This is a genomic window from Streptomyces sp. WZ-12, from assembly GCF_028898845.1.
GTDB lineage: Bacteria > Actinomycetota > Actinomycetes > Streptomycetales > Streptomycetaceae > Streptomyces.
Genome location: NZ_CP118574.1, coordinates 7,176,182 through 7,194,850, shown reverse-complemented (window position 1 = coordinate 7,194,850; position 18,669 = coordinate 7,176,182). Strand labels below are relative to the sequence as shown.

21 protein-coding genes are annotated in these 18,669 nt (G+C 61.2%); all 21 read right to left on the bottom strand.

All coding sequences use genetic code 11. The annotated features are described in order from the left end of the window. Window positions 1-79: 79 nt before the first annotated feature. Window positions 80-664 (bottom strand): hypothetical protein, encoded by a 585-nt coding sequence (locus tag PV796_RS31320; protein WP_274916941.1) that lies wholly within the window; start codon window positions 662-664, stop codon window positions 80-82. Then, complete coding sequence (locus tag PV796_RS31315; protein ID WP_274916940.1) at window positions 661-1,107, bottom strand: hypothetical protein; 447 nt, start codon at window positions 1,105-1,107, stop codon at window positions 661-663. Before PV796_RS31315 ends, PV796_RS31320 begins: the two co-directional genes overlap by 4 nt. A 613-nt stretch (window positions 1,108-1,720) precedes the next feature. Continuing rightward, the gene (locus tag PV796_RS31310; protein WP_274916939.1) at window positions 1,721-2,860 is read right to left on the bottom strand and encodes a hypothetical protein; all 1,140 of its coding nucleotides are present in this window, start codon (window positions 2,858-2,860) and stop codon (window positions 1,721-1,723) included. Beyond that, a complete protein-coding gene (locus PV796_RS31305; RefSeq protein WP_274916937.1) occupies window positions 2,793-3,200 on the bottom strand; it encodes a WhiB family transcriptional regulator in 408 nt (135 codons plus the stop codon). Before PV796_RS31305 ends, PV796_RS31310 begins: the two co-directional genes overlap by 68 nt. Continuing rightward, window positions 3,200-3,505, bottom strand: coding sequence for a hypothetical protein (locus PV796_RS31300; protein WP_274916935.1), 306 nt, complete (start codon window positions 3,503-3,505; stop codon window positions 3,200-3,202). Before PV796_RS31300 ends, PV796_RS31305 begins: the two co-directional genes overlap by 1 nt. Next, the gene (locus PV796_RS31295) at window positions 3,502-3,660 is read right to left on the bottom strand and encodes a hypothetical protein (RefSeq protein WP_274916933.1); all 159 of its coding nucleotides are present in this window, start codon (window positions 3,658-3,660) and stop codon (window positions 3,502-3,504) included. The genes PV796_RS31300 and PV796_RS31295 overlap by 4 nt, the downstream gene beginning before the upstream one ends. After that, entirely contained in the window at window positions 3,657-4,715 is a 1,059-nt protein-coding gene (locus tag PV796_RS31290) for an ATPase domain-containing protein (RefSeq protein ID WP_274916932.1), read from the bottom strand. Before PV796_RS31290 ends, PV796_RS31295 begins: the two co-directional genes overlap by 4 nt. Before the next feature lie 183 nt (window positions 4,716-4,898). Continuing rightward, complete coding sequence (locus tag PV796_RS31285; protein WP_274916931.1) at window positions 4,899-5,075, bottom strand: hypothetical protein; 177 nt, start codon at window positions 5,073-5,075, stop codon at window positions 4,899-4,901. 11 nt (window positions 5,076-5,086) lie between these two features. Next, window positions 5,087-7,048, bottom strand: coding sequence for a hypothetical protein (locus PV796_RS31280; RefSeq protein ID WP_274916930.1), 1,962 nt, complete (start codon window positions 7,046-7,048; stop codon window positions 5,087-5,089). A gap of 349 nt (window positions 7,049-7,397) precedes the next feature. Then, window positions 7,398-7,799, bottom strand: coding sequence for a hypothetical protein (locus PV796_RS31275; RefSeq protein WP_274916929.1), 402 nt, complete (start codon window positions 7,797-7,799; stop codon window positions 7,398-7,400). After that, window positions 7,796-9,745, bottom strand: coding sequence for a DNA polymerase (locus tag PV796_RS31270; protein ID WP_274916928.1), 1,950 nt, complete (start codon window positions 9,743-9,745; stop codon window positions 7,796-7,798). The genes PV796_RS31275 and PV796_RS31270 overlap by 4 nt, the downstream gene beginning before the upstream one ends. A gap of 81 nt (window positions 9,746-9,826) precedes the next feature. Next, window positions 9,827-10,684 carry a hypothetical protein gene (locus tag PV796_RS31265; RefSeq protein ID WP_274916926.1) on the bottom strand — a complete coding sequence of 286 codons (858 nt, stop codon included), beginning with the start codon at window positions 10,682-10,684 and terminating at the stop codon, window positions 9,827-9,829. A gap of 1 nt (window position 10,685) precedes the next feature. Further along, window positions 10,686-10,937: a hypothetical protein gene (locus PV796_RS31260; RefSeq protein WP_274916925.1), complete on the bottom strand. Its 252-nt coding sequence runs from the start codon at window positions 10,935-10,937 to the stop codon at window positions 10,686-10,688. Continuing rightward, window positions 10,934-11,431: a MerR family transcriptional regulator gene (locus tag PV796_RS31255; RefSeq protein ID WP_274916924.1), complete on the bottom strand. Its 498-nt coding sequence runs from the start codon at window positions 11,429-11,431 to the stop codon at window positions 10,934-10,936. The genes PV796_RS31260 and PV796_RS31255 overlap by 4 nt, the downstream gene beginning before the upstream one ends. After that, window positions 11,432-11,896, bottom strand: a complete 465-nt coding sequence (locus tag PV796_RS31250; RefSeq protein ID WP_274916922.1) for a hypothetical protein — start codon at window positions 11,894-11,896, stop codon at window positions 11,432-11,434. A 260-nt stretch (window positions 11,897-12,156) separates the two neighbouring features. After that, window positions 12,157-13,767 (bottom strand): DEAD/DEAH box helicase, encoded by a 1,611-nt coding sequence (locus PV796_RS31245; protein ID WP_274916920.1) that lies wholly within the window; start codon window positions 13,765-13,767, stop codon window positions 12,157-12,159. A 33-nt stretch (window positions 13,768-13,800) separates the two neighbouring features. After that, a complete protein-coding gene (locus tag PV796_RS31240) occupies window positions 13,801-14,511 on the bottom strand; it encodes a toprim domain-containing protein (protein WP_274916919.1) in 711 nt (236 codons plus the stop codon). A 214-nt stretch (window positions 14,512-14,725) separates the two neighbouring features. Continuing rightward, window positions 14,726-16,003, bottom strand: a complete 1,278-nt coding sequence (locus tag PV796_RS31235) for a DnaB-like helicase C-terminal domain-containing protein (RefSeq protein ID WP_274916917.1) — start codon at window positions 16,001-16,003, stop codon at window positions 14,726-14,728. Then, window positions 15,990-16,661 (bottom strand): hypothetical protein, encoded by a 672-nt coding sequence (locus tag PV796_RS31230; RefSeq protein WP_274916915.1) that lies wholly within the window; start codon window positions 16,659-16,661, stop codon window positions 15,990-15,992. Before PV796_RS31230 ends, PV796_RS31235 begins: the two co-directional genes overlap by 14 nt. Next, window positions 16,658-17,173, bottom strand: a complete 516-nt coding sequence (locus PV796_RS31225) for a hypothetical protein (RefSeq protein ID WP_274916914.1) — start codon at window positions 17,171-17,173, stop codon at window positions 16,658-16,660. Before PV796_RS31225 ends, PV796_RS31230 begins: the two co-directional genes overlap by 4 nt. Window positions 17,174-17,713: 540 nt before the next feature. Beyond that, window positions 17,714-18,655: a hypothetical protein gene (locus PV796_RS31220; protein ID WP_274916912.1), complete on the bottom strand. Its 942-nt coding sequence runs from the start codon at window positions 18,653-18,655 to the stop codon at window positions 17,714-17,716. Between the last annotated feature and the right edge of the window lie 14 nt (window positions 18,656-18,669).

Sequence of the window (18,669 nt, the reverse complement as noted above, 5' to 3'; positions counted from 1 at the left end):
CCGAGGGTAGGAGGCGGCTTGGACTTAGTGGTAATAGAAGAGTCCTCCCGCTGGCCAGCGGGAGGACTCTGTCTCTTCGTTAAGCGGTCTTGCCGAGCGGGCCATTGGTGGACTGTGGCTTCATGTGCTGCAAGGCGTTGAGCTGTTCTTCGGTTCCCTGGCCTGTATGCCAGACGGCGGCGGCTCGGGCTAGGGCGTAGGCGTCAGCAAGGTTGTCGTCGTAGACGGATGCGCCCCAGCGCTTGCGTACGGCGTCCATCATCTCCTGCTTGGTGGCTGTTCCCTTTCCTGTGGTGAACTTCTTGAGGGTGGGTGGCGAGATAATCAGCGGGTGGCGCCAGGGTCGTTGGCCAGCGATCTCAGATATGGTCAGTTTGACAATGCCGCCAAGCTCTCCTAGGGCTTCGCGTTGGAACTTCGCCCCGTGGGCGTAGCCCTCCATCGCGATGAGGGATATGCCTCCGTGTGCGCAGTAGACCTCGGACAGGAGGAGTTGGAGGTCCTGGTAAATGTGGGCCAGTCTGTCTGATTGGGAGGTGTATCGTTTCGCCTCCCATTTACGGGACTTGGGCACGTAGATCTCGCTGGGGTGGCAGTAGATCACGAGGGCGAATCCGGAGTATGACTGGTCGATGCCCACGTAGGGGTAGTTGGCACTGCTCATGCGGCGAAGTCGCCGGAGACGACGGCTGCGTTGGCCAGGTAGGGCGATACCCGCTGGGTGTGGCCGTAGCATTTCGTACAGACCAGTCGGACGATCGATGGCCGCCCTTGTACCCCGAGTATCTGGATGGGGAGCCACTTGTGGGTGCCGTAGTCCGTACATGTCTGGGGCAACCGGACCACGGTGTCGCCGGGAGTGTTCTGAGGCGCGTGGGCAACGAGTCGGTAGCAATCGGCGGCGAAGCGGCGCCGCAAGATGGTGGTGTGCTGGCCGCGCCGGTCGAGGTCAGTGCGGCCGGCATCAACGAGCGCCTGGACGTCCTGGCGATTGGTGACCACAACTGCGTGTACGTTCTCATCGTCGAAAGCCGCGACGCGTAGGGTGCGTCCAGCTCGGCGCAGGTCCTTGCAGGTCCAGAGCTGTCCGATGGCAAGCGAGGTCATAGTGAGTGGCTCCTTAGGCCAGGGCAACCGGGTTGCAGGCGAGGCAGTAGGTTTCCCCGTCGCAGTACGTGCGGGCTTCGTCTTCACCGATCTCGTAGAGACAGGAGTCACACGTGGTACAGGAGGAGTTGCCGGCTTCCGCGCGGTCGTTCATTAGTTGCTCATCTTTCGGTAATGCCGCGTAAGGGTGGACAGTCGCAGTCGGAATCCGCGTCGAGTAGAGGCTGCGAGGTTGTAGCTGTAGGCGTGTACGAGGTCCTCGTCGAGGTGCTTCACAACGGCTATCCGATTCCCGTTGCTGCGCGTATCGAGGTACATCTGGCCGGGTCGCGGCTCCACAGGGAGCTCCTTTCAGGCTGTCCATCGCTGTGCACGGTTCTCTCGATCTCCTCGGCCGACTCTGCGAGTTAGCTCTCGTGATACGACAGCCGCTTTGGCATTGAGCCCGTTGTAGAGCGATTCAAGGATCTTGCGAGTGGCGTAGGCAGTGTTGTAGGTGTCGGTGGCGGCGAGGACGGATTCGTCAGCTGCGGCTGCGGCCTTCTGCGCCGTAACGCTCTTTTCTCCCCTGGCTCTTACTGCGGCAAGAGCCTTTTGTCTGTCGAGGCTGGTCTCAGCTTCGCGCTCGTCGACTGCTGCACACGCCAGCCGTGTTCCGGCGAACTCGGACCAGTTCGTCAGCTGAACGAAGAGACTCATCAGGCTGTCGTCGGTGAGTTCGGTCAGCACGGCTGGCAGTTCGGGGGGTTCCGCCTCCGGTCGCAGAGGAGGTTTCAGTCCCTTCCGCCGGAGCTTCCTCGTCGTGCTTTGAGCCAGCGTCCGTACTTCCTCGTCCAGAGGGGGCGTCACGGGTCTCCTCATACGCGTTGCAGTCGGCACAGCCACCCTTGGGGCAGGCAGGCGGATTGTTGCTGCCGAGGCGTTGCTTGATGTCCTTGGCCATCTCGATACGGTCGGCGATGAGATCAGCGTTGGCCTTGACGGTGAAGCTCTTCACGTCCTGGTTGAACTTGGACTCGTAGATGAACTCCATGCCGTCGATGTCGATCCCGGCTTGCTGGGCGAGCCACATGTAGATCTGGCCTTGACGAATGTGGGACGGGAAGGGGGTGCGGGTGTCCGCCCATACGGCCTTGAGATTGACGAGTTCGGAGCCGTCTGGCAGCTGGACGGTGTGCTTGGCGAGCAGCTTGGGGTGCTCGAACCGGTAGGTGCCCTCCCCTACCGTCTTGATTTCGAGCAGCTTGCGGATGGGTTTGAGGAGTCCGTCGGAGTGTCCGGCGATCTGGTAGTCGGCGATGTTCTTGACGGGGACCTCGGCGTATTCGAGTGCCTTGCTGGAGCATCGGTCGCAGGTATCAGGGCTGGTGGCCCACCAGAGTTGAGCGCAGTTCAGGCACCTGAAGTTTCCTTCCAGCCACCCGATGTCCCACGCTCGGTGTTGCCATTTGCGATGGGCCTCATGGCCGGTGTCGAAGACGTTCAGGCTCTGGAAGCCGAAAGTCTTCTTGTGGTGGATTCCGGTTTCGATTCGTAGGTATGTGGCGCGAGGACACCAGTCCGCCTTGGCCATCTCCGAGGGGTGGATGATGTCCTGGCGCCGCGAATCATCGGCATGGTGCTTGGCTACGACGTGTGCGCGGGCCTCGGAGAGGAACGTGTCCTTGCTACGTGACGCGAAGAGGTCATTCAGGCTGGCTGGGGCCAGCTGCTTCTTGCGTCGAGTCTTGGGAGCCTTCACAGGCAGCGGCATCGGTAAGTGCCTCCTGGTGAGTTGGGGCGTTGTCGACGAGCCACATCTCGGGCTTGCGCCGGTACCTCTTGCGCATCCAGGCGAGTTGCTCTTCGCTGAGGCCGGCCCAGACACCGTGCCGTTCGCAGTTGACCATGGCTTGTACGAGGCACTGCTGGCGCATCGGACAGATGATTCCGTCAACATCGCCGTTGCATACGGCTCGTGCCTCGTCCGGGTCGTCAAACCACGGGTCGGACGTCAGGCTGTGTGGGGTGGGGAACTGCCGGCACTTGGCTTCGAGAGCGGGGTCTTCATTGGCGCTCCAGTCAGGTGCCTTCTTCCGGGAGTAGAGCGCCATTACTCCTCTATGAGGGAGTCGAAGGCGTGCTCGGACATCAGGTACCAGTTACGGCCGCCGAGTTCGATGACGAAGACCATCTCTCGTCCGGACACCAGGGCGTGCTTCTCTGCCTTGATCAGGTCGGCGTACTTGATGCTGTACGACTGCTTCGTGGTGGTCTTGGCTTCGAAGGAGAAGCGCGCAGTGCGTACGTCGTTCTTGTGCACCCAGCCGTTACCACTCCCGGAGTTGACGGTGCCGTGGTACCGCTCAGCGATGCGCTTCTCCTGGCGCTGAGAGCGCTTGAGGTTGGAGAGGGTCACTTCTGGTCCTCCTTAGTCAGGAGGGCTTCGAGCTCGTCGAATCTCTCGTCCAGGTGGAGCAGGTCTGCGCGTCCGGTGATTGCGCACACGGTTGAGGCAATGGCGTTTGCGAGCAGAGACCCAATCAGAATCCAAAGGTAGATCTCGATGCTCATGCTGCCTCCTGGTGCTGTCGAGGGTCGGCGGCTCTCATGACTTCCTCAGTCAGGCTGTGCATGAGGTCTACGTCCTCACGGATGGCGGCTAGAGCCTCGTCCTTGCCCTTCCAGCGTGTTTCTCCGAAGTTGTAGTAGGCGCCTCGGCGTTCGATGACGTCGTAGTGGATTGCCCAGAGGAAGACGTCCTTGAAGGCGTCGAACTCGCCGGCACGAAAACCCAAGTTCGGAGCGTCTTCAAAGTAGTAGTCGGACTGGGAGGACTTCTGTCCAGCGATCTGCTTGTTCTTGAGGGTCTTGAACTTCATGACCTGTCCGACGCGGGCCTTGCCCTTACCGGGGCGCGCCTCGTCGAGCCATTCAGCTCGTGCGACTTCCAGACGACAGTAGTAGGCGAAGTTCTTGGCCAGGCCGCCCGGCGTCGTCTTGGGAGTCCCGGCCGGGGAGAAACCACCGACCTTCTCACGCCACTGATTGATAATGATTCCAGTGACCGGCCGGTCGTTGGCCGCCATGGAGCGACCGGTTTCCTTGCCAATCTTGCGGAAGAATTTTCCGAAGAGGCGGGCGCCGAGCGTCATGCTGGCTTCGTCCATGTCCTTTTCGGCTTCGCCGTCCGGAACGAGCGCCGGATAGCTGTCCAGGATGATGAGGTCGACGGTTCGGGCTTCGGCCGCGTCGATGGCGACCTGGAACGCCTCTTCCATGCGGTTCGTTGCGTGGACGATGACGCGGTCTACGTCTACGCCGAGCATCGCTGCCTGTTCGACGTCGTATGCCTCCGCTGCTATCCAGAGGGTGGTGAAGTCTGGGCTCTGGTTTTGGTTGTGGGCGACCGTCTTATGGCAGACGGTTGTCTTTCCAGAGCCTTCCATGCCGATCACCTCGGACCACTGATTGCGGGGGAATCCGCCGCCGAGGATGAGGTCAAGTGAGGTAATACTGCTGGGGAGTTGACCAGCGGATCGGATGTCGCTGGCCACCATGACGGAGCCGGGCCCGAATTGCTTGTTGATCTTGTTCATGAGCGCAATGGCGTCTTCGCTCAGTGCCACGAATCCTCCCCGTCTTTAAGTCCAGCAGATGTCGCGTTGATCAACTGCTGAAGACTCTACGAAGAGACGTGGGTCGATGTCTCAGGCAGGAGTTAATCCCCTGCGTCACGGAAGGGTAAAGAATCCCTCTGCGGGTCAGACAGCAAAAGGCCCCGGAGGTGCACAACCTCCGGGGCCAATGGGTCAGGAAACCTGATCCGACGCCACGCCTCTGAGTATCTCTGCGAGTTCCGATAGCCAGCGAGCAGCAGCAGTCTCGTCTCCGAGCGCGTACGTGGAGTGAAGATGCTCCGCGCGCTCCTCACAGCCAACTGCCACGGCTTCAAGTGCTTCCGCCAGTCTCTGACCGGTCTCGCTCATCTCATGGACTCCTAATACACGTCGCATCCCCCCGCGCTGCACGCCAGTTCCTGCGAGCCCGTGGTCTGATCGGCCGCTTCGTAGAACACCAAGTCTGACCACAGGACGGTGGGCATTCCTTCCTTAGCAGCAAGGTAAGTTGCCTCGGTGCATTCCTGGTAAGGAGCCTGTTGATAGGTGTGCTCCGTGTATGGGAGGAATGAAACCCCGCTCAGCTCATCGATATGCTCCCAAACCCATTCCTTGACTGCTGCCCACTCCTGCGGCCGAACAGAGATCGTGACCGAGGGCTTGTGCTCACACCAGTGGCGCTGCCAGGTCAACCACAGCTCCAGATGGTCAACAGCGGAGAGATCCTCACGGGTTACCGCACCCTGTGGAGCCTTTACAGGGAAGGCGAACACCGTGTTCTGGTCGTTCATCACGTCCGTCTCGGCAGGAACCCCGGCCTGCTGGAGGAGCTGAGTGACCGGGTCCTTGATGTCACTGCGGATCGTTCGGATGTAGTGCTTGCTGTGCCACGGGTGAAGACCACTAGAGACTCCAGCGAGTTGGGAAGTGGTCCCCTCAGGCTTCACACAAGTGATCGCGGCGGACTCGTTGATGCCGAGGCTTCGCGCCACGCCGTGGTTCACGCTACGTGCGACTTCACGCAGCACATCGAGATCAGTTGTTCCTCCCTGCTCGCAGACTGTGTCCATGCACCTCCCGCTACCTATGGCATCGTTGAGTCGGTCGTTCCCGAAAATTCCGGTCATTGACACACCCAACAGCCGTTCTTCCCGGGCGTTCTTCTTCCACTCCTCCCGGAGAAATGGGAAGTCAGACAGCGTGGACTGCCAGGTGCCCAAAACGGTGGCGAGCGACACCTTGCGACAAAGCGACCCGAGGGTGTCGTCCGGCCGGACAACGACCGTACTCAGGTTGCAGAAGGAATACGGGCGCAACACAATCTCGCTGCACGGATTGGTGCCGTAGGCAATGCTCGGATCCCGGCGACCCCACTTGGCAGCAAGGCGTCGCGAGGCATCACGATGGAAGATCGCGCGCTCGCCGCTGCCGCTGCCGACGAGCTGCTCCCACTCCTCGTCGAACTGGTCCCGGTCGACGCCGTCGTGGTAGACAGCCGAGTTGTTGGCGAGGGCTCGGTAGGGGTAATTGACCCACCACTCCCCCGACTTAGCCTTGGCCATCTCCTCATCGTCGAGATCGCTCAGGCTGATCATCGCCGACCGGCGCACACCGCCAACCACAACCACCTGCGCAATCTTGCACGCCAGATCGTGAGCTTCGATCGGGCGCAACTTTCGGCCCTGAGCGACACCTAGCAGCTCCACAGCGAATTCGAACAGATCGCGCAACGGATCGGGCCCTGATGCGCGGCCACCGAAGGTCTTCAAACGGGCTCCAGCAGGCCGAATGCGATCGTAGTTGACGGTCGGGATGCGTCCTTGAACCCACACCAGGTCCAGCAGAGAGGCAAACGCCTCCGCCCAGCCCTGCTTACTGTCCCCTACCCACAGCACCGTTCCCAGGTCCATTCGAGAACGTGCGACAGGCGGGAGCTGGTCGACGTAGCTTCGCTCGACAGAGAACCCAACTCCGGTGCCGTTGAGCAGGATAAAGAGGATTTCCGAGAACGCCCTGATGTCGGCAATCGGAGTGTAAGCGCAGTTGTACCCAGCGATGTTAGAAAGCTCTAGCGCCTCACCGGCCGTCATCAACGCCCGCATCGAGGGCAGCACTTCGTGGTCGAGAACCGCTTGGCGTAGCGAGTAGGCGAGGTCCTTGTCGGGGGTGTAGTTGTGCTGCGTCTTGAGGTGCTCGGTCATGAACGTGAAATACCGGTCGACGGTTTCGGTCCAAGTTTCCCGGCGGCCCAGGTCGTCGCGGAATCGAGAGTAGCGGCTCTTAGCGATGTATGACTGGAACGGGTCGGCAAGGTCACCATGGGGATCCAGGAGGTTGCTCATGCTATGTCCTTGGTCAGTTAGCCGATGCGGTTGACGATGTTGTTGATGCTGGGGCTGCTTTGGGACTGAACGCGTGCGGGTTTCGCGGGCCCGTCGGAGGAAGAGGCGATGAGCCCACTGGTCGAGTGCAGCTTCGGGTATCCGCACTCAAAGCATCTCGGGTGTTCTGGTGCAGTGGGGGGTGCCATGAAGTTGCCTGATCCACACGAAGGGCAGTGGGCTGCACTCCTTGCGGATTGGGCCTTGGTGGCCTGGCTCTCGCCCTGATCAAGTTTCCCTGGAGGAGGCTGCGGGACGGGGGTTGCTGGCGCTGATGCGGGTACGCCGACAACGCGCTCCCAGAATCCACTCATCGCCTTTCCTCCTGTGGTACGAAGCGAACGATCTGCTTGTCGACGAGGTTCGCGAGGATCGAGATGTTGGTGGCGAAGAGAACGTTCCCGTACTCGGCAATCAGCTGTTGCTGTTCTTCCTTGCTGTGGCCGGAAAATGAGGGGTGTTTGAGCATAGCCCTGAACATTCCATCGGTGATGAGGCGGCTGTAAAGCTCGATGAGGGGCATAAGCTGCGCGACGTTCTCAACGCGTGCTCGTGAGGCACGCACTTCCATCGCGAGCACTTCTTCGCTGCGCCCGGCTTGACCCAGCTGCTCAAGTTGATGGACCAGTTGGTCGTCGATCTTCTCGCACATGTCCATGAGCAGTTCCGTCTGGAGAGCTTCTGCCGTGATGGACAGGGGTTGTTCGGTCACTTGGCCTCACTCCATCGATCGCACACCTTGACGTCCGCCGTGATGGGAACGCTGAGCACACCTTGGATTCCCTCACCGATCATCGCTTGCTGCAAGAGCTTTGACCCCTCCTCAATTTTGTCCTCGCGGCAGTGCACCACCAGTTCGTCGTGAACCGTGAGCGAGAGATTGAGCCAGTCCGGGTTCTGTCGGCACAGGTGCCCCATCCGGACAACTGCCATCTTGTTGAGGTCTCCAGCGCTGCCCTGGATCAGCGAATTGAGGCACTGTCTCTCGGCCTTCTCTCGAATCCAACTCGTTCCGTGAACCAGATCCGGTAGCCGGCGTTTACGCCCGAGGATCGTCCGTATGTGAGGGACCTCTTGCTTGCGCGCCCTGGCGATCAGCCAATCCCGAAACTCGTACACCTCAGGCATGGTCCGTCGATGCACATCCAGGAACGCTTCTGCCTCCGCGACGGTTGACTTCATCGACTTGGCTACCGTTTCGGCCTGCGCCCCGTACAACGTCGCAAACGCGAGGGTCTTCGAGTTGTTCCGCTGCTCCTTGGTGACTTCCTCCGGCGAGACGCCGTACACGGCTGATGCAGTGGCGGTGTGCGCATCGGTTCCAGCGAAGAAGCCCTCGTACCACGCCCCTCGCCCCAAATAGTGGGCCATGACGCGGAGTTCGATCTGCCCGTAGTCGGCCACGAGCAGCTTGTAGCCTTGGGGCGCTACAAAGAGCCCACGTACCTTGGTGCCCAGCTCCGTGTTGGGTGCTGGCACATTCTGGAGGTTGGGCTTGGCGCAGCTGAAGCGCCCGGTGACGGTGCCGTACTGCTGGAAGCTCGGATGGATGCGGCCGTTGAAGATGATGCTGGGCTTGTTGCCCTCGCTTGCCACTCCGAGGTAGCCGTGCACGTAGGTGCTGAGCAGCTTGTTGACTTCCTGGTAGTCCAGGAGGGCGTCGACTACCGGGTTGCCGTTGAATTTCTTGAGGGCTTCGGCGTCGGTGCTGTAGTCGTAGATGGTGGGCTTTGCGCGTTCGCGCTTCTTCTTCCGGCCGCCCGGCGTGAGATTTACAGGTGCGAGGCCCTGGCCCCCGGATGCCTGGTCGCCCCAGAGAACTTCGGACTTCTGCTTGGTCGAGTTGACATTGAAGATACGGCCTGCTGCCTGATAGACGCGGCTGGTGATGTCCTCCAGCTCGTTGGTCAGATCCCCATCGAGCTGGTGCAGGGCCTCCATGTCCAGCGGTGCACCTGTCCGGGCCATGTCCAGCAAGGTTTCGAGGACCTGAAGCTCAAGACTCATCACTCTGGATAGGCCCTCGGACTTGAGCTGCGGTACAGCTCGATTCCACAGCAACCATGGGTATTTGGCATCGAGGATGGCGTATCTGGCTGCCTTCGAGAAGGGGTGGATCTCGACTTTCTTGCCGACGTTCTCGTTGTCGTACTTGTGGCCGTAGGTTGCCACGATCAAAGGCTTGAGACCGTTGAGCCTGTTCTCGTCCAACAGCCAGCTGGCGACGAGCGAGCAGCCGTAGGGGCGAGTTGGGACGTGGTTGTCGTAGTACTTGGCGACGCTGACTAGGTCGAAGACCACATTGTGTCCGATCTTTCGCCGCTCGCTGAACATCAAGGGCTGGAGCGCTTCGAAGACCTGTGAGGGGCGCAGCTGTGCGGGAGGTGCGTCCCAGACGGCGGGGATGGCATCGAACTTCCCTGTCTCTTTGTTCTTCTTCCGAGTTGCCTTCGACAGGAGTACGTTGCCATTTGGATGCCCCATGGGGATGGCTATCGCTGCTCCGTGGGTGGCCATGGATATCCAGGTCACCTGATTCTGTGTGGGGACTCCTCGGTGGTCGCCAACGGTTTCCACGTCGAACACGAAGCTGTCGTGCTTCTTGAAGTACTCGATGGCTTCGGCGAGTTCTTCCTTGGTCAGGATTACGTTGCGCATGCGAGTTCCGTGAAAGGAGGGCCCCCTCCTGATGGGCAGTGCAGTGCAGTGTGATCAGGAGGGGGCCGTTAGGACTGTGGGTCAGTCGTCGTACTCGTCGTCGGTATCCTCGTCGAGGAGGCGAGATACGACACGGCGAAGTTCCGCTTCCTTGCTGAAGCGCTCCCACGGTTCCGTGTAGCGGGACGCGCTCAGCCGCTGGTAGGTCTTCTCGTCGATGGGGTCGATGTCCCAGTCGTCCTCAAGGTCTCGCGCCTTGACCAGGTCCAGGTGGTATTCGGTAGAGGTCTTGACTCCGGTCTTGGAGATCGAGAAGTAGAGATTGGGGTTATTGATGGGACCGCGCTTTTCGTCCTCGCCGATCTTCCGGAGCTTGCGGCCTAGCTTGACGCCCACCTCCCAGACGCGATTCTCCCAATCGCCGGACTTCTCATCGAGGAGGGCGACGTTGAGATAGGCAAGCTTGCGCGCGTAGTGGTCAAGATCTTCGCAAAGTGGGCAGTTGTCGCCGAGGCAGCGGAAGGACCTCTTGCCAGACTTGATCTCCTGCACCCAGTGCTGGCCCATGGAGTCGAACGGCGCGGGGTCGAGGACCTTAATCAGCTGTGGGTCATTGGTGACCTTCAACCGGAGGTTGTTCTTGGCCTCGAAGTCAGCCTTGTCGGAAGACCCGGTGTTCTTCTCGAATTCGTCCCAGCCGGCGGCTGCCGTGTGACGACGCGACGCATCGATCCGGCTCGGCTTATCCTCCTTGGCACCATCGCGTTGACGCTTGTGTCCTACGCCTTCGTCCAGTTCGTCGGAATCATCACCGAAGGAGCTCCTGGCGGACTCGCGAGGGCGCTGGGGGCCTTCGTCTTCGTCGTCGAAAGCGCGGTGGCGCCTCGGACGCGTCTCGATGTCCTCGTCGTCATCAAAGGCTGCGCGGGTTCGGGGCATGTCAACTCCTCTTGCTGTGCGGCTTGGTCAGTCCCGGATGGACGTGGACGAAGGAGTTCTCCTCTGTCGTGAACTTCCGCGCGAGCAGTCGCTCACGGACGAGGAGATGGTCGATGGTTTCCTCAATGTCGGCGAGGTCGTGCCGGTCCGGGCTGTATTCGACGTCGACGGAAGCCTCGACAAACTCGTAACTTCCCATGTTGAAGCGCTCGGTGACGCGCTTTCGGAAGAGGGGCGGGTTGGTGTCGCTCACGCTGCCTGCTTGTCGTCGGTAGCGGTGTTGGCAAGGGATTTAAAGAGTGCGATGACGCGCTCTGAGAATCGCGTGTCTGAGATATGGATTGCCTCGCCTGCGTGGTGGAGGATTCCTTCCTCTTCGGCGATGCGAATCATCCCCTCAACTTGCTCTCTGGTGTAGAGCCTCCGGTTTCCTCGCTCCGTCTGTCCCTTGATGACGAAGGTAGGGGACGGGATGGTCCCATTGCGCTCCCACTTCCGGATAGTCACTGGGGAGCGGTTAAGTGCCTGGGACAAGGGGCCGATGCTGAAGAATTCGTGGTACTGGCGCCCAACTCTCAGCACTCGCGGCCTGGCGTCCCAGGCGGGCCCGGTGGGCTGGGGCTCAACGAGCCGCATCGTGCTGGTGTCGACTGATCGTATTCGCCGAGAGGAGCCTGGGTAGTAGGCACCATCACTGCCCCGGCCTTCGCCCGCGATTACCTTGAAGTTGCGCATGTGCGTGGTCATTTACTTCCCCACTCGGACGAGTCGGAAGGACTCGTGCTCGGGGAATATGGCGTCGACTTCGTCTTCGGTGAGCAGGTCTTCCTGTAGGAGGACGTAAACCTCGTCGGGGTCGAACATGCGCTGGCGGGGAAAGAGGCGATCGAGCAGTCCCTTCTTCTGCGCAAGCTCTTCGGCAACGTTCTCGTCAGCTGCGCGTCTGACCGAACGTTCATACTTCATCGCCGAGAAGGACTTACCAGCCACCTCATAGGAAGTCCCGAGGTCGATGACAAAGGAACCCTTGTCGTCCTTGACCCCATGGTTTTTCAGGTCAGTGACCATCGCGTCCTTGAGACCGTCAAGAACGCGATTCTGAGCCTCGACTCGGTCCCGGATGAGAGCCCACTGAGCCGCCTTGCGATTGAAGTCACTCTCGGGAGTGCTTGCCGTCAGCGCACTGGATGCAGGGGCGTCGGAGAATTGCATTGGATTCCCTCCCGAGGGCACGTCAGATGGACTGTCGGAAGGTTGGGCCGGCCTGGCTGGAGGCGTTCCCGCGGACCCTCTCGACATCCAGAACACTACAACAGCACTGTTGTTGCACTGCTAATGCACTGCTCTCACTCAAACGAACAGCGGGCGGACCAAACGGGTTTGGAGGCACAGAAGGGCAGGTCGAGAAGACGCCTTTCATAGAAGGCGTTTGGGCTTCACGGCCGACAAGCCAGACCCCACATCAGCGTGATTCAGGCCACACTCCCAAGAGTGCGTTCCAAGTGCTGACGCAGCGATTCGACGTCGTTCACCACTCGCCCATCCCGATCGGCGCCGCGTCCGTCGAGGATGGCGTCGACTGTGCGCCGCTTGATTTCAAGGCGCTCCAGGCGGCGTTCTTCGATCGTGCCTTGCACCACGACGTTGACGACTTCGACCTCGGGGAAATGCGAACTCGCCCGTACATGGCGGGTGTTGCGCTGATCCATGGCTCCGCTGGAATCCCGTTGGTCTACGTTGACCAGCACCCTCGCCTGTGGCAGGTCCACGCCGTACCCGCCTGCGTCGCTCGCAAGAAAGAGGCGAACTCTGGGATCGGTCTGGAAGAGCACCTTCGCCTCAGCTTTGGCCTTGGCTGACATGTCGCCGGTAAAGCAGACAGAGGGCCACGCGGCAAGCCGGTCAGCCAGTACAGGCAGCACGCCCTTGTGAAAGGCGAAGGCGACGACTTTCAGCTCCGGGTCCTTCAGCAGCTCCTTCTGGAGGTACCGAACGACGGCGTCCACTTTCGGGGAACCGTCGACTCCATCAAGTACGCCTTCCTTCATGAGGGTGGCCGCATACTCGCTGCCACCGTCTCCGGAGGCGTAGTCAGCAGCCGAGGCTTCGAGAAGGAACGGATAGTTGAGGAGCATCTGAAGCGCAGACAGCCTTGCCATCACCCGGCCCTGTGCACTGCTGCCTGTGCCGGCCCTGCCCGCGTAGAGCGCCGCTAGGTCCAGTGAGCCAGTTCCTCCCCCGACCTTGTCCAGCTCGGTGAGCACGTCCTGGGCGATGTGCTCGTAGGCACGGCGCGTCCCAATGGTGAGCTGTACAGGGAGAACCGACTCTCGAACCTTCGGCATGTAGGGGGCGACATCGGCGTCTCGGTAGGTTCGTCGAATCATCGCCGTGCTGAGCTTCTGGTGGAGGAGCGGCAAGTTCTTGTACGCGATGGGGAATCCTGCGCGACTGCGCTCGATGAAGGAGGCGTCGAAGAGGTCCCATCGCCCCAGCAGCACGGGGTCAACCCACTCGAAGAGGCTGAAAAGTTCCTCTGGTTGCCCGTTGTCGATGACGGTCCCGCTCAAGGCGAGCCGGTATCGGGCTGTCAGACGCTTCAGCTTTTTGGTCCGCTGCGCCCGGAAGCTCTTGATGAAGCTCGCCTCGTCGAGGACGACGGCATCCGGTTTGATGCGCAGGACCTGGGGCCAGTCGTGGATGACCTGTTCGTATCCGAGGACGATGTACTCGGGACGCTGTGCAAGGACGGCCTCGTATTGCTTGGCCTTCTGTGCCTTGCTTCCGTCGATGACAGCGCACACCGTGCTGTCCGGCACGGTCATCGTGGCCCGGCCTACCCGCCGCTGCACGGTGGGAACGTCAGTGAACTCGGCTATCGACTGGGCCCATTGCCACTTCAGCGATGCGGGCACCACAATCATGCACGTGCTGACATCGTCCTGTGCCAGCCATTCCTCCGTCACGGCAAGGGACAGGACTGTCTTGCCCAAACCCATGGTGTAGGCGCAGAGTACGGCTCCGCGCTGGGTTATGTGCCCGACGTCCTGTTCCTGATAGGGGTGGAGCTTGCCAACGAACACCCCATCAGCTTTTCACCGAGGCTGACTCGGGTGTTACTGCCGCAATGTGAGGCGCCGTGTGAGAGGCGAGTAGGCGGCGTCGTAGGCATCGTAGAGTTCGAAGGCGTTCATTTCACCAGGGTCTTTCGCTGTGCACTCTGAATAGTCCCAGTACAGGAGCCGTGTTCCGCGACATCGGTATGTGCGGTAGAGCTTGGCTCGCGCCTTCCGACCTGGCCGATCGTTATCTTGCGCGAGGATGATGCAGGAGCTGGTGTTCATGGCCTGGCGTATCTGCTCGGGCGTGACGTGCACTCCGTATGTGGCTCGCCCACCCTCAATGCCGACTGAGTCCATGCGAACGGTGTCGAGGGGTGATTCCACCATGACCAGCGTCGGTGTCGTTCCGATGTGCCCCCCGAACAGGGTGGTGCCCTTGGCAACGCCGTCCGGGAAGTTGCGGAAGTGGCGCCTGGACTTCTCCTGCCAGCCGAGCAGTTGGCCATCACCGTCCCGGATGGGGAGAATCCAGCATTCCCTGTGCTGGTCCCACAGCACGCCGTACTTCTGACAAGACGCCAGGGTGAGTCCCCGCTGTCGACGAGCTGTCTCCGGCGGGTCAGTGAATAGAGCCAGGTGTGCTTCGGTGACCTCTGGTGAATCCGATTCTTCCTCCTCGCTACCGCGCAGGAGGCGCAGCGCGCGTCCAATGGTGCCCTTGGAGGCGATCCACGCGGTGGCGCTGGCCCGGTCGGTGCCGTGCATCCAAGCGACGAGCCGGGAGAAGGGTCCAGCCCACTCGCAGCTGAAGCAGATGAAGACGCCGGATTCCGAGTGGACGTAGCAGCTGGGGTGGGCATCGGTTTTTCCGACGCGCTCTTGGTGGGCGGGGCACTGGATTTTGAAGTTGTCGCCGTCGTCACCGAGGACGGCGATGCCTAGCTCAGCGAGTGCAGAAGGGACATCACCAGGGATCAGCTCACGCTGCGCGGTGGCCGAACCAGTCCTCCGCATCGTCTTCCCCCTCGCTATATGCACTGAAGTCGATCTTGGCTTCCTCGAAGGTGGACGTCTCGAAGTCCCATACGAGGAGGAATTCGTCTGTCGGGCAGTTGCGGCTGGCCAGAATCTTGAGCTTGGTCTCTGCCTTGTTGTCGGTCGTCTCTACTCCGAGCAGTACGTCTGCGTACTGCTCGAAGGCGCTGGTGTATCCGACCGAGCCTGCCGACAAGCCATTGGCGCCCATTTTTGAGCGGAGGGACTGTGTGGTGATGACGATGGGGATGTTGCTGGTTCGAGCCAGTCTCTTGCAGCCCTGAGCGATATTGGTCAAGGCCGTATTCGTCATGCGCTCGCCCGAGATCTCGTCGACCAGGAAGTAGATGCCATCGATCAAGCAGACGTCGGGCTTGACTTCGTCGATCTTCGCCTGCACCGCGCCGAGCGAAGTGTTCGCCTTGATGTCCTCGCTGATGACGAACGGCGTCTTGCCTTCCATGGCTCGGACGGATTTCTCCAGCCTCTTGTACTCAAGGGGTGTCAACTCACCGGAGCGCAGCCTGGACAGCGAGACCTTCGCGTTGAGGGCGTCGAGGCGTTCGCCCAGTTCGGCCGCGACCATCTCGAAGGTGAAGACGAGCATGGTCTTGCCCTGGTCGTGAATGTGTTTCGAGACGTTGAGGGAAAGCTGCGTCTTGCCGCTCTTGGCCAGTCCGGTGAAGACAATGAGCTGTCCCTGGACAAGGCCGCCTGTGGCCTTGTCCAGGGACTCGAATCCGGTGGGCAGGCCGACGAGTTCGCCGTCGAGGTCCTTGTAGGCGGCGTAGCGCTCCAGTCGTTCGTCGCCGTTCTGGGTCAGGTCATAGTCGACTCCAGTGGGAACGTCGTCAGCGATGACTTGGAGCATCTCGCGGACGACGCGCAGAGAGGCTTCGGTATCGCCTTCCTCCCAGGACTCTGCTGCGAGGGTCAGGCCGCGCTCTGCAAGGGCGCGCTTCTTGGTGTCTCGCAGGACGTCGATGAGGTACTCAAGCGGCTCGTCAACCACGGTCTTGGTGTCGAACGTGGGGAAGTCTCGGGCGAGGACGTCGGCCGTCGGGCAGACGCCGTACTCCTGCTGATGGGCCAAGACAGCGGCAAAGACGCTGCGTCGGTCGAGGTCGTGGAAGTGCCGAGGCTTGATGCCCATCCGCATGACGAGGCTGAGGTCGCCAGTCTGGACGATCTTGGCAATCAGTTTGTGCTCAACGTGCAGCACGGAGGTCCTTCCCTGCCATCGGGACGATGTCGAAAGCCTGCTGGGCGAAGCTCGATTCGGAGACCTCGTAAGTGGCCTCCCACTGCTTGCCATTGAGGTTGGTCGTCACGATCGTCGGCAGCGCATTGTCGAACCGGCTGCGCAGCAGAGTGGCGAACTGCTGTTGGGCGAAGCCGGACGATGTCTGGTGCTCCTTCCCGACGTCGTCCAGGACCAGGAGCGGCACCGTGTAGAGCGTGTTCTCCATGCTCTTGAACCGCTCGACCTCCCAGATGGCATCCTCACCGCCGAATCCCTTGTCGAGCTTGCTGCTGGTGGCGAAGTGGCTGGTCTTGGCCTGGATGTAGTCGGAGAACCGCACGAAGTATCCGGCCAACTGGTAGTGGGTGCACACGCTGACGAGCGTGGCGCAGGCTGCTCGGGTCTTCCCGCGTCCCGGTGCGCCAGTCAGCATGACGCCGCGCCCGATGAGGTACCGCTGCTTGGGGAAGTCGGCGAGGGATGCGGTCTTAGGGATGTACCGCACGTGGAACTGCCGGGCGAACTCCTTGAGTTGCTCTGGCGGAGCGGGCTCCGGGAGGTCGCTGAGACGTTCCCCCCAGGCGTGGACGGGCAGGTTCATCTGGCGCCAGCGGTAAGAGGAGTCGACCTGCTTCATGCTGCCCGCCAGGTGTCGATGGAGTAGTCCGTCTGGACATCGGCGGCGGTCCAGGTGTCCGTACTGTGGTCCTGGGTGGCCGGCTGCTGGGTGCACTGCTTGATCAGGGTGTTGATGATCGAGCGGTAGTACGCCCAAGGTCGGTCGGTGTTGCGGTACTTGGGGTTGTCGAAGAAGGCGTCGATGGTGGCTTTCAGAAGCGCGGGGCCGTGTCCGGCCTGCTGCGCCTCTCGGAACGTCTTTCCCAGGGCGGCGCGGTTGGTGTGGCCGACGAGGTGCGCTGCCCAGGTGGCGCGGGATATGCGCTGGCCCCAGTAGGCGATGAGGGTGTGGGTGGTCCACTCATCGAGCGGCTTGTCGGTGTTCTTCACCCGCAGGCTCTGGACAGGGGTCTCCTCTGTCCAGAGGGTTTCCTGGATGACTGCCAGGGGGTTGAGGTCGGCGTCGGGGTCTTCGCGCCGTCTGCGGGGCTTGGGCTCAAGCCGCCGTGGGGTCCAGGAATGCTTTGTCATGCTGATGTCCTCTCCCAATCCGGTTTCTTGGAGCGCCGGATGATGGGGAGCTTAATCAGCTGATCGTCGTCGCTTCAACTGGGGAACAGGTAATTCGCGGTAGTTGATACTCGCTTATGTCCCACCCGAGCGGAGCGAGGGTTAGGGATCGAAGTCCGGAGGACGGAGATTCCGCGTCAGCTACCTTGCTGTGCACGTCGGTTCAGGTAGGGAGTGCGCCCTTCGGGCTAACCCTCGCTCCGCTCGGGTGGGACTGTTTAACCAGGTCAGAGGCTTGTCCTTGCAAGCATGGGTCGGCTCTCCGTGATGGCCCTACAGGTCAAAGAAACAAACCGTGCTGGGCGTGTCATTCCGCGAGTCTTTATGAGGTGGCCCACACCAACAATTGCCTTGGAGTTGATACGCAAGGGGCGTTGGGAGCTTTCCCTTGGAATTGGAGGATGGCTCGGTTACTCTCTTCATAGCCGCCTACATGGCGCACGAGAAGACCCCCAGGACTAGCCTCTCCCGGCCTTGGGGGTCTTCTCGTTTCACGGTGTTTCAGCCGGCGGCCTTCCAGGTGTTGGTGTTTTCGTCGAGGTAGACGTCGACTACTTTCACGTTGGAGCGCGGCCGGCCGCGCAGCGGTACGTATTCGCGCAGCTCTTCCTTCCACCAGCCCTTGCAGGTCTTAGCCCCCTTGGGCGGCTGGGGCCCGGGGGCACTGGCCTCGTCCGCCATAGCAGGCTCCTTTTCCTCTTCTGCGTCCTCAAGCGCTTCGCGGATGCTGTTGAGGGCCTGGCGCTCGGCGTAGAAGTCGACGACGATGCGTCCGTCGAGGGCCTTGATGACGATGTCAACAACCTCTGCGAGTCGGCGTACTTGCTGCTTGAGGCTGCGGTCAGTCGGCGTGCTCACGCTTTCCTTGTCGCCCACTGGCTCAGCGTCCGGTATCGGCGCCGGTTCGTCGTACGCCTCCTCTGGGACATCGTCAGTCTGTGCCGGGGGTTCAGGGAGTGCCAGCTTCTCTGCGGGAGGGGAGTCCAGCCGGTCGACGGCCTTTTGCACGGGGTAGTCCATGAGGGCGCTGCCGAGATCGAGAACGCGGATGCCCGCTTCGTGTGCGTCGATGATGAGCTGGTCAACTCCGGCGTCCGCTCCACCATCGGAGTCCATGTCGGCGAGGACCAGGAGGTAGGTCTGTCCGGTGGAGTCCTTGAGGTAGTCGACCGCCTCGCGGAAGACACCGTCGACGGCGTCGTGCTCGCCGACTGGGATGCGGTCGATGCGGGCCTTCTTTGCCCAGCCGTAGACCCTCTTGACGGTCTGGGTGACGAGGTCGGGGTGGTCTAGAAAGACGAATCGCACTTCTTCGGCACGTTCGGTTGCTGAGTAGCTTGTGGCGTCCGCGTCGTCCGGTTGGTAGCCGAGCCAGTCGGCCAGCAGTTCTTCGGCTGCTGTCTTGCTGATGGTGCCGGTGCCAGCGACGGCGACGGTGCGCATAGGTCTCCTTGTGG

Excerpts from the sequence above, each read along its gene's own strand:
- PV796_RS31320 (WP_274916941.1), bottom strand. The coding sequence starts at position 664 with ATGAGCAGTGCCAACTACCCCTACGTGGGCATCGACCAGTCATACTCC.
- PV796_RS31315 (WP_274916940.1), bottom strand. The coding sequence starts at position 1,107 with ATGACCTCGCTTGCCATCGGACAGCTCTGGACCTGCAAGGACCTGCGC.
- PV796_RS31310 (WP_274916939.1), bottom strand. The coding sequence starts at position 2,860 with ATGCCGCTGCCTGTGAAGGCTCCCAAGACTCGACGCAAGAAGCAGCTG.
- PV796_RS31305 (WP_274916937.1), bottom strand. The coding sequence starts at position 3,200 with ATGGCGCTCTACTCCCGGAAGAAGGCACCTGACTGGAGCGCCAATGAA.
- PV796_RS31295 (WP_274916933.1), bottom strand. The coding sequence starts at position 3,660 with ATGAGCATCGAGATCTACCTTTGGATTCTGATTGGGTCTCTGCTCGCA.
- PV796_RS31285 (WP_274916931.1), bottom strand. The coding sequence starts at position 5,075 with ATGAGCGAGACCGGTCAGAGACTGGCGGAAGCACTTGAAGCCGTGGCA.
- PV796_RS31280 (WP_274916930.1), bottom strand. The coding sequence starts at position 7,048 with ATGAGCAACCTCCTGGATCCCCATGGTGACCTTGCCGACCCGTTCCAG.
- PV796_RS31270 (WP_274916928.1), bottom strand. The coding sequence starts at position 9,745 with ATGCGCAACGTAATCCTGACCAAGGAAGAACTCGCCGAAGCCATCGAG.
- PV796_RS31265 (WP_274916926.1), bottom strand. The coding sequence starts at position 10,684 with ATGCCCCGAACCCGCGCAGCCTTTGATGACGACGAGGACATCGAGACG.
- PV796_RS31255 (WP_274916924.1), bottom strand. The coding sequence starts at position 11,431 with ATGACCACGCACATGCGCAACTTCAAGGTAATCGCGGGCGAAGGCCGG.
- PV796_RS31250 (WP_274916922.1), bottom strand. The coding sequence starts at position 11,896 with ATGCAATTCTCCGACGCCCCTGCATCCAGTGCGCTGACGGCAAGCACT.
- PV796_RS31240 (WP_274916919.1), bottom strand. The coding sequence starts at position 14,511 with ATGCACGGCACCGACCGGGCCAGCGCCACCGCGTGGATCGCCTCCAAG.
- PV796_RS31230 (WP_274916915.1), bottom strand. The coding sequence starts at position 16,661 with ATGAAGCAGGTCGACTCCTCTTACCGCTGGCGCCAGATGAACCTGCCC.
- PV796_RS31225 (WP_274916914.1), bottom strand. The coding sequence starts at position 17,173 with ATGACAAAGCATTCCTGGACCCCACGGCGGCTTGAGCCCAAGCCCCGC.
- PV796_RS31220 (WP_274916912.1), bottom strand. The coding sequence starts at position 18,655 with ATGCGCACCGTCGCCGTCGCTGGCACCGGCACCATCAGCAAGACAGCA.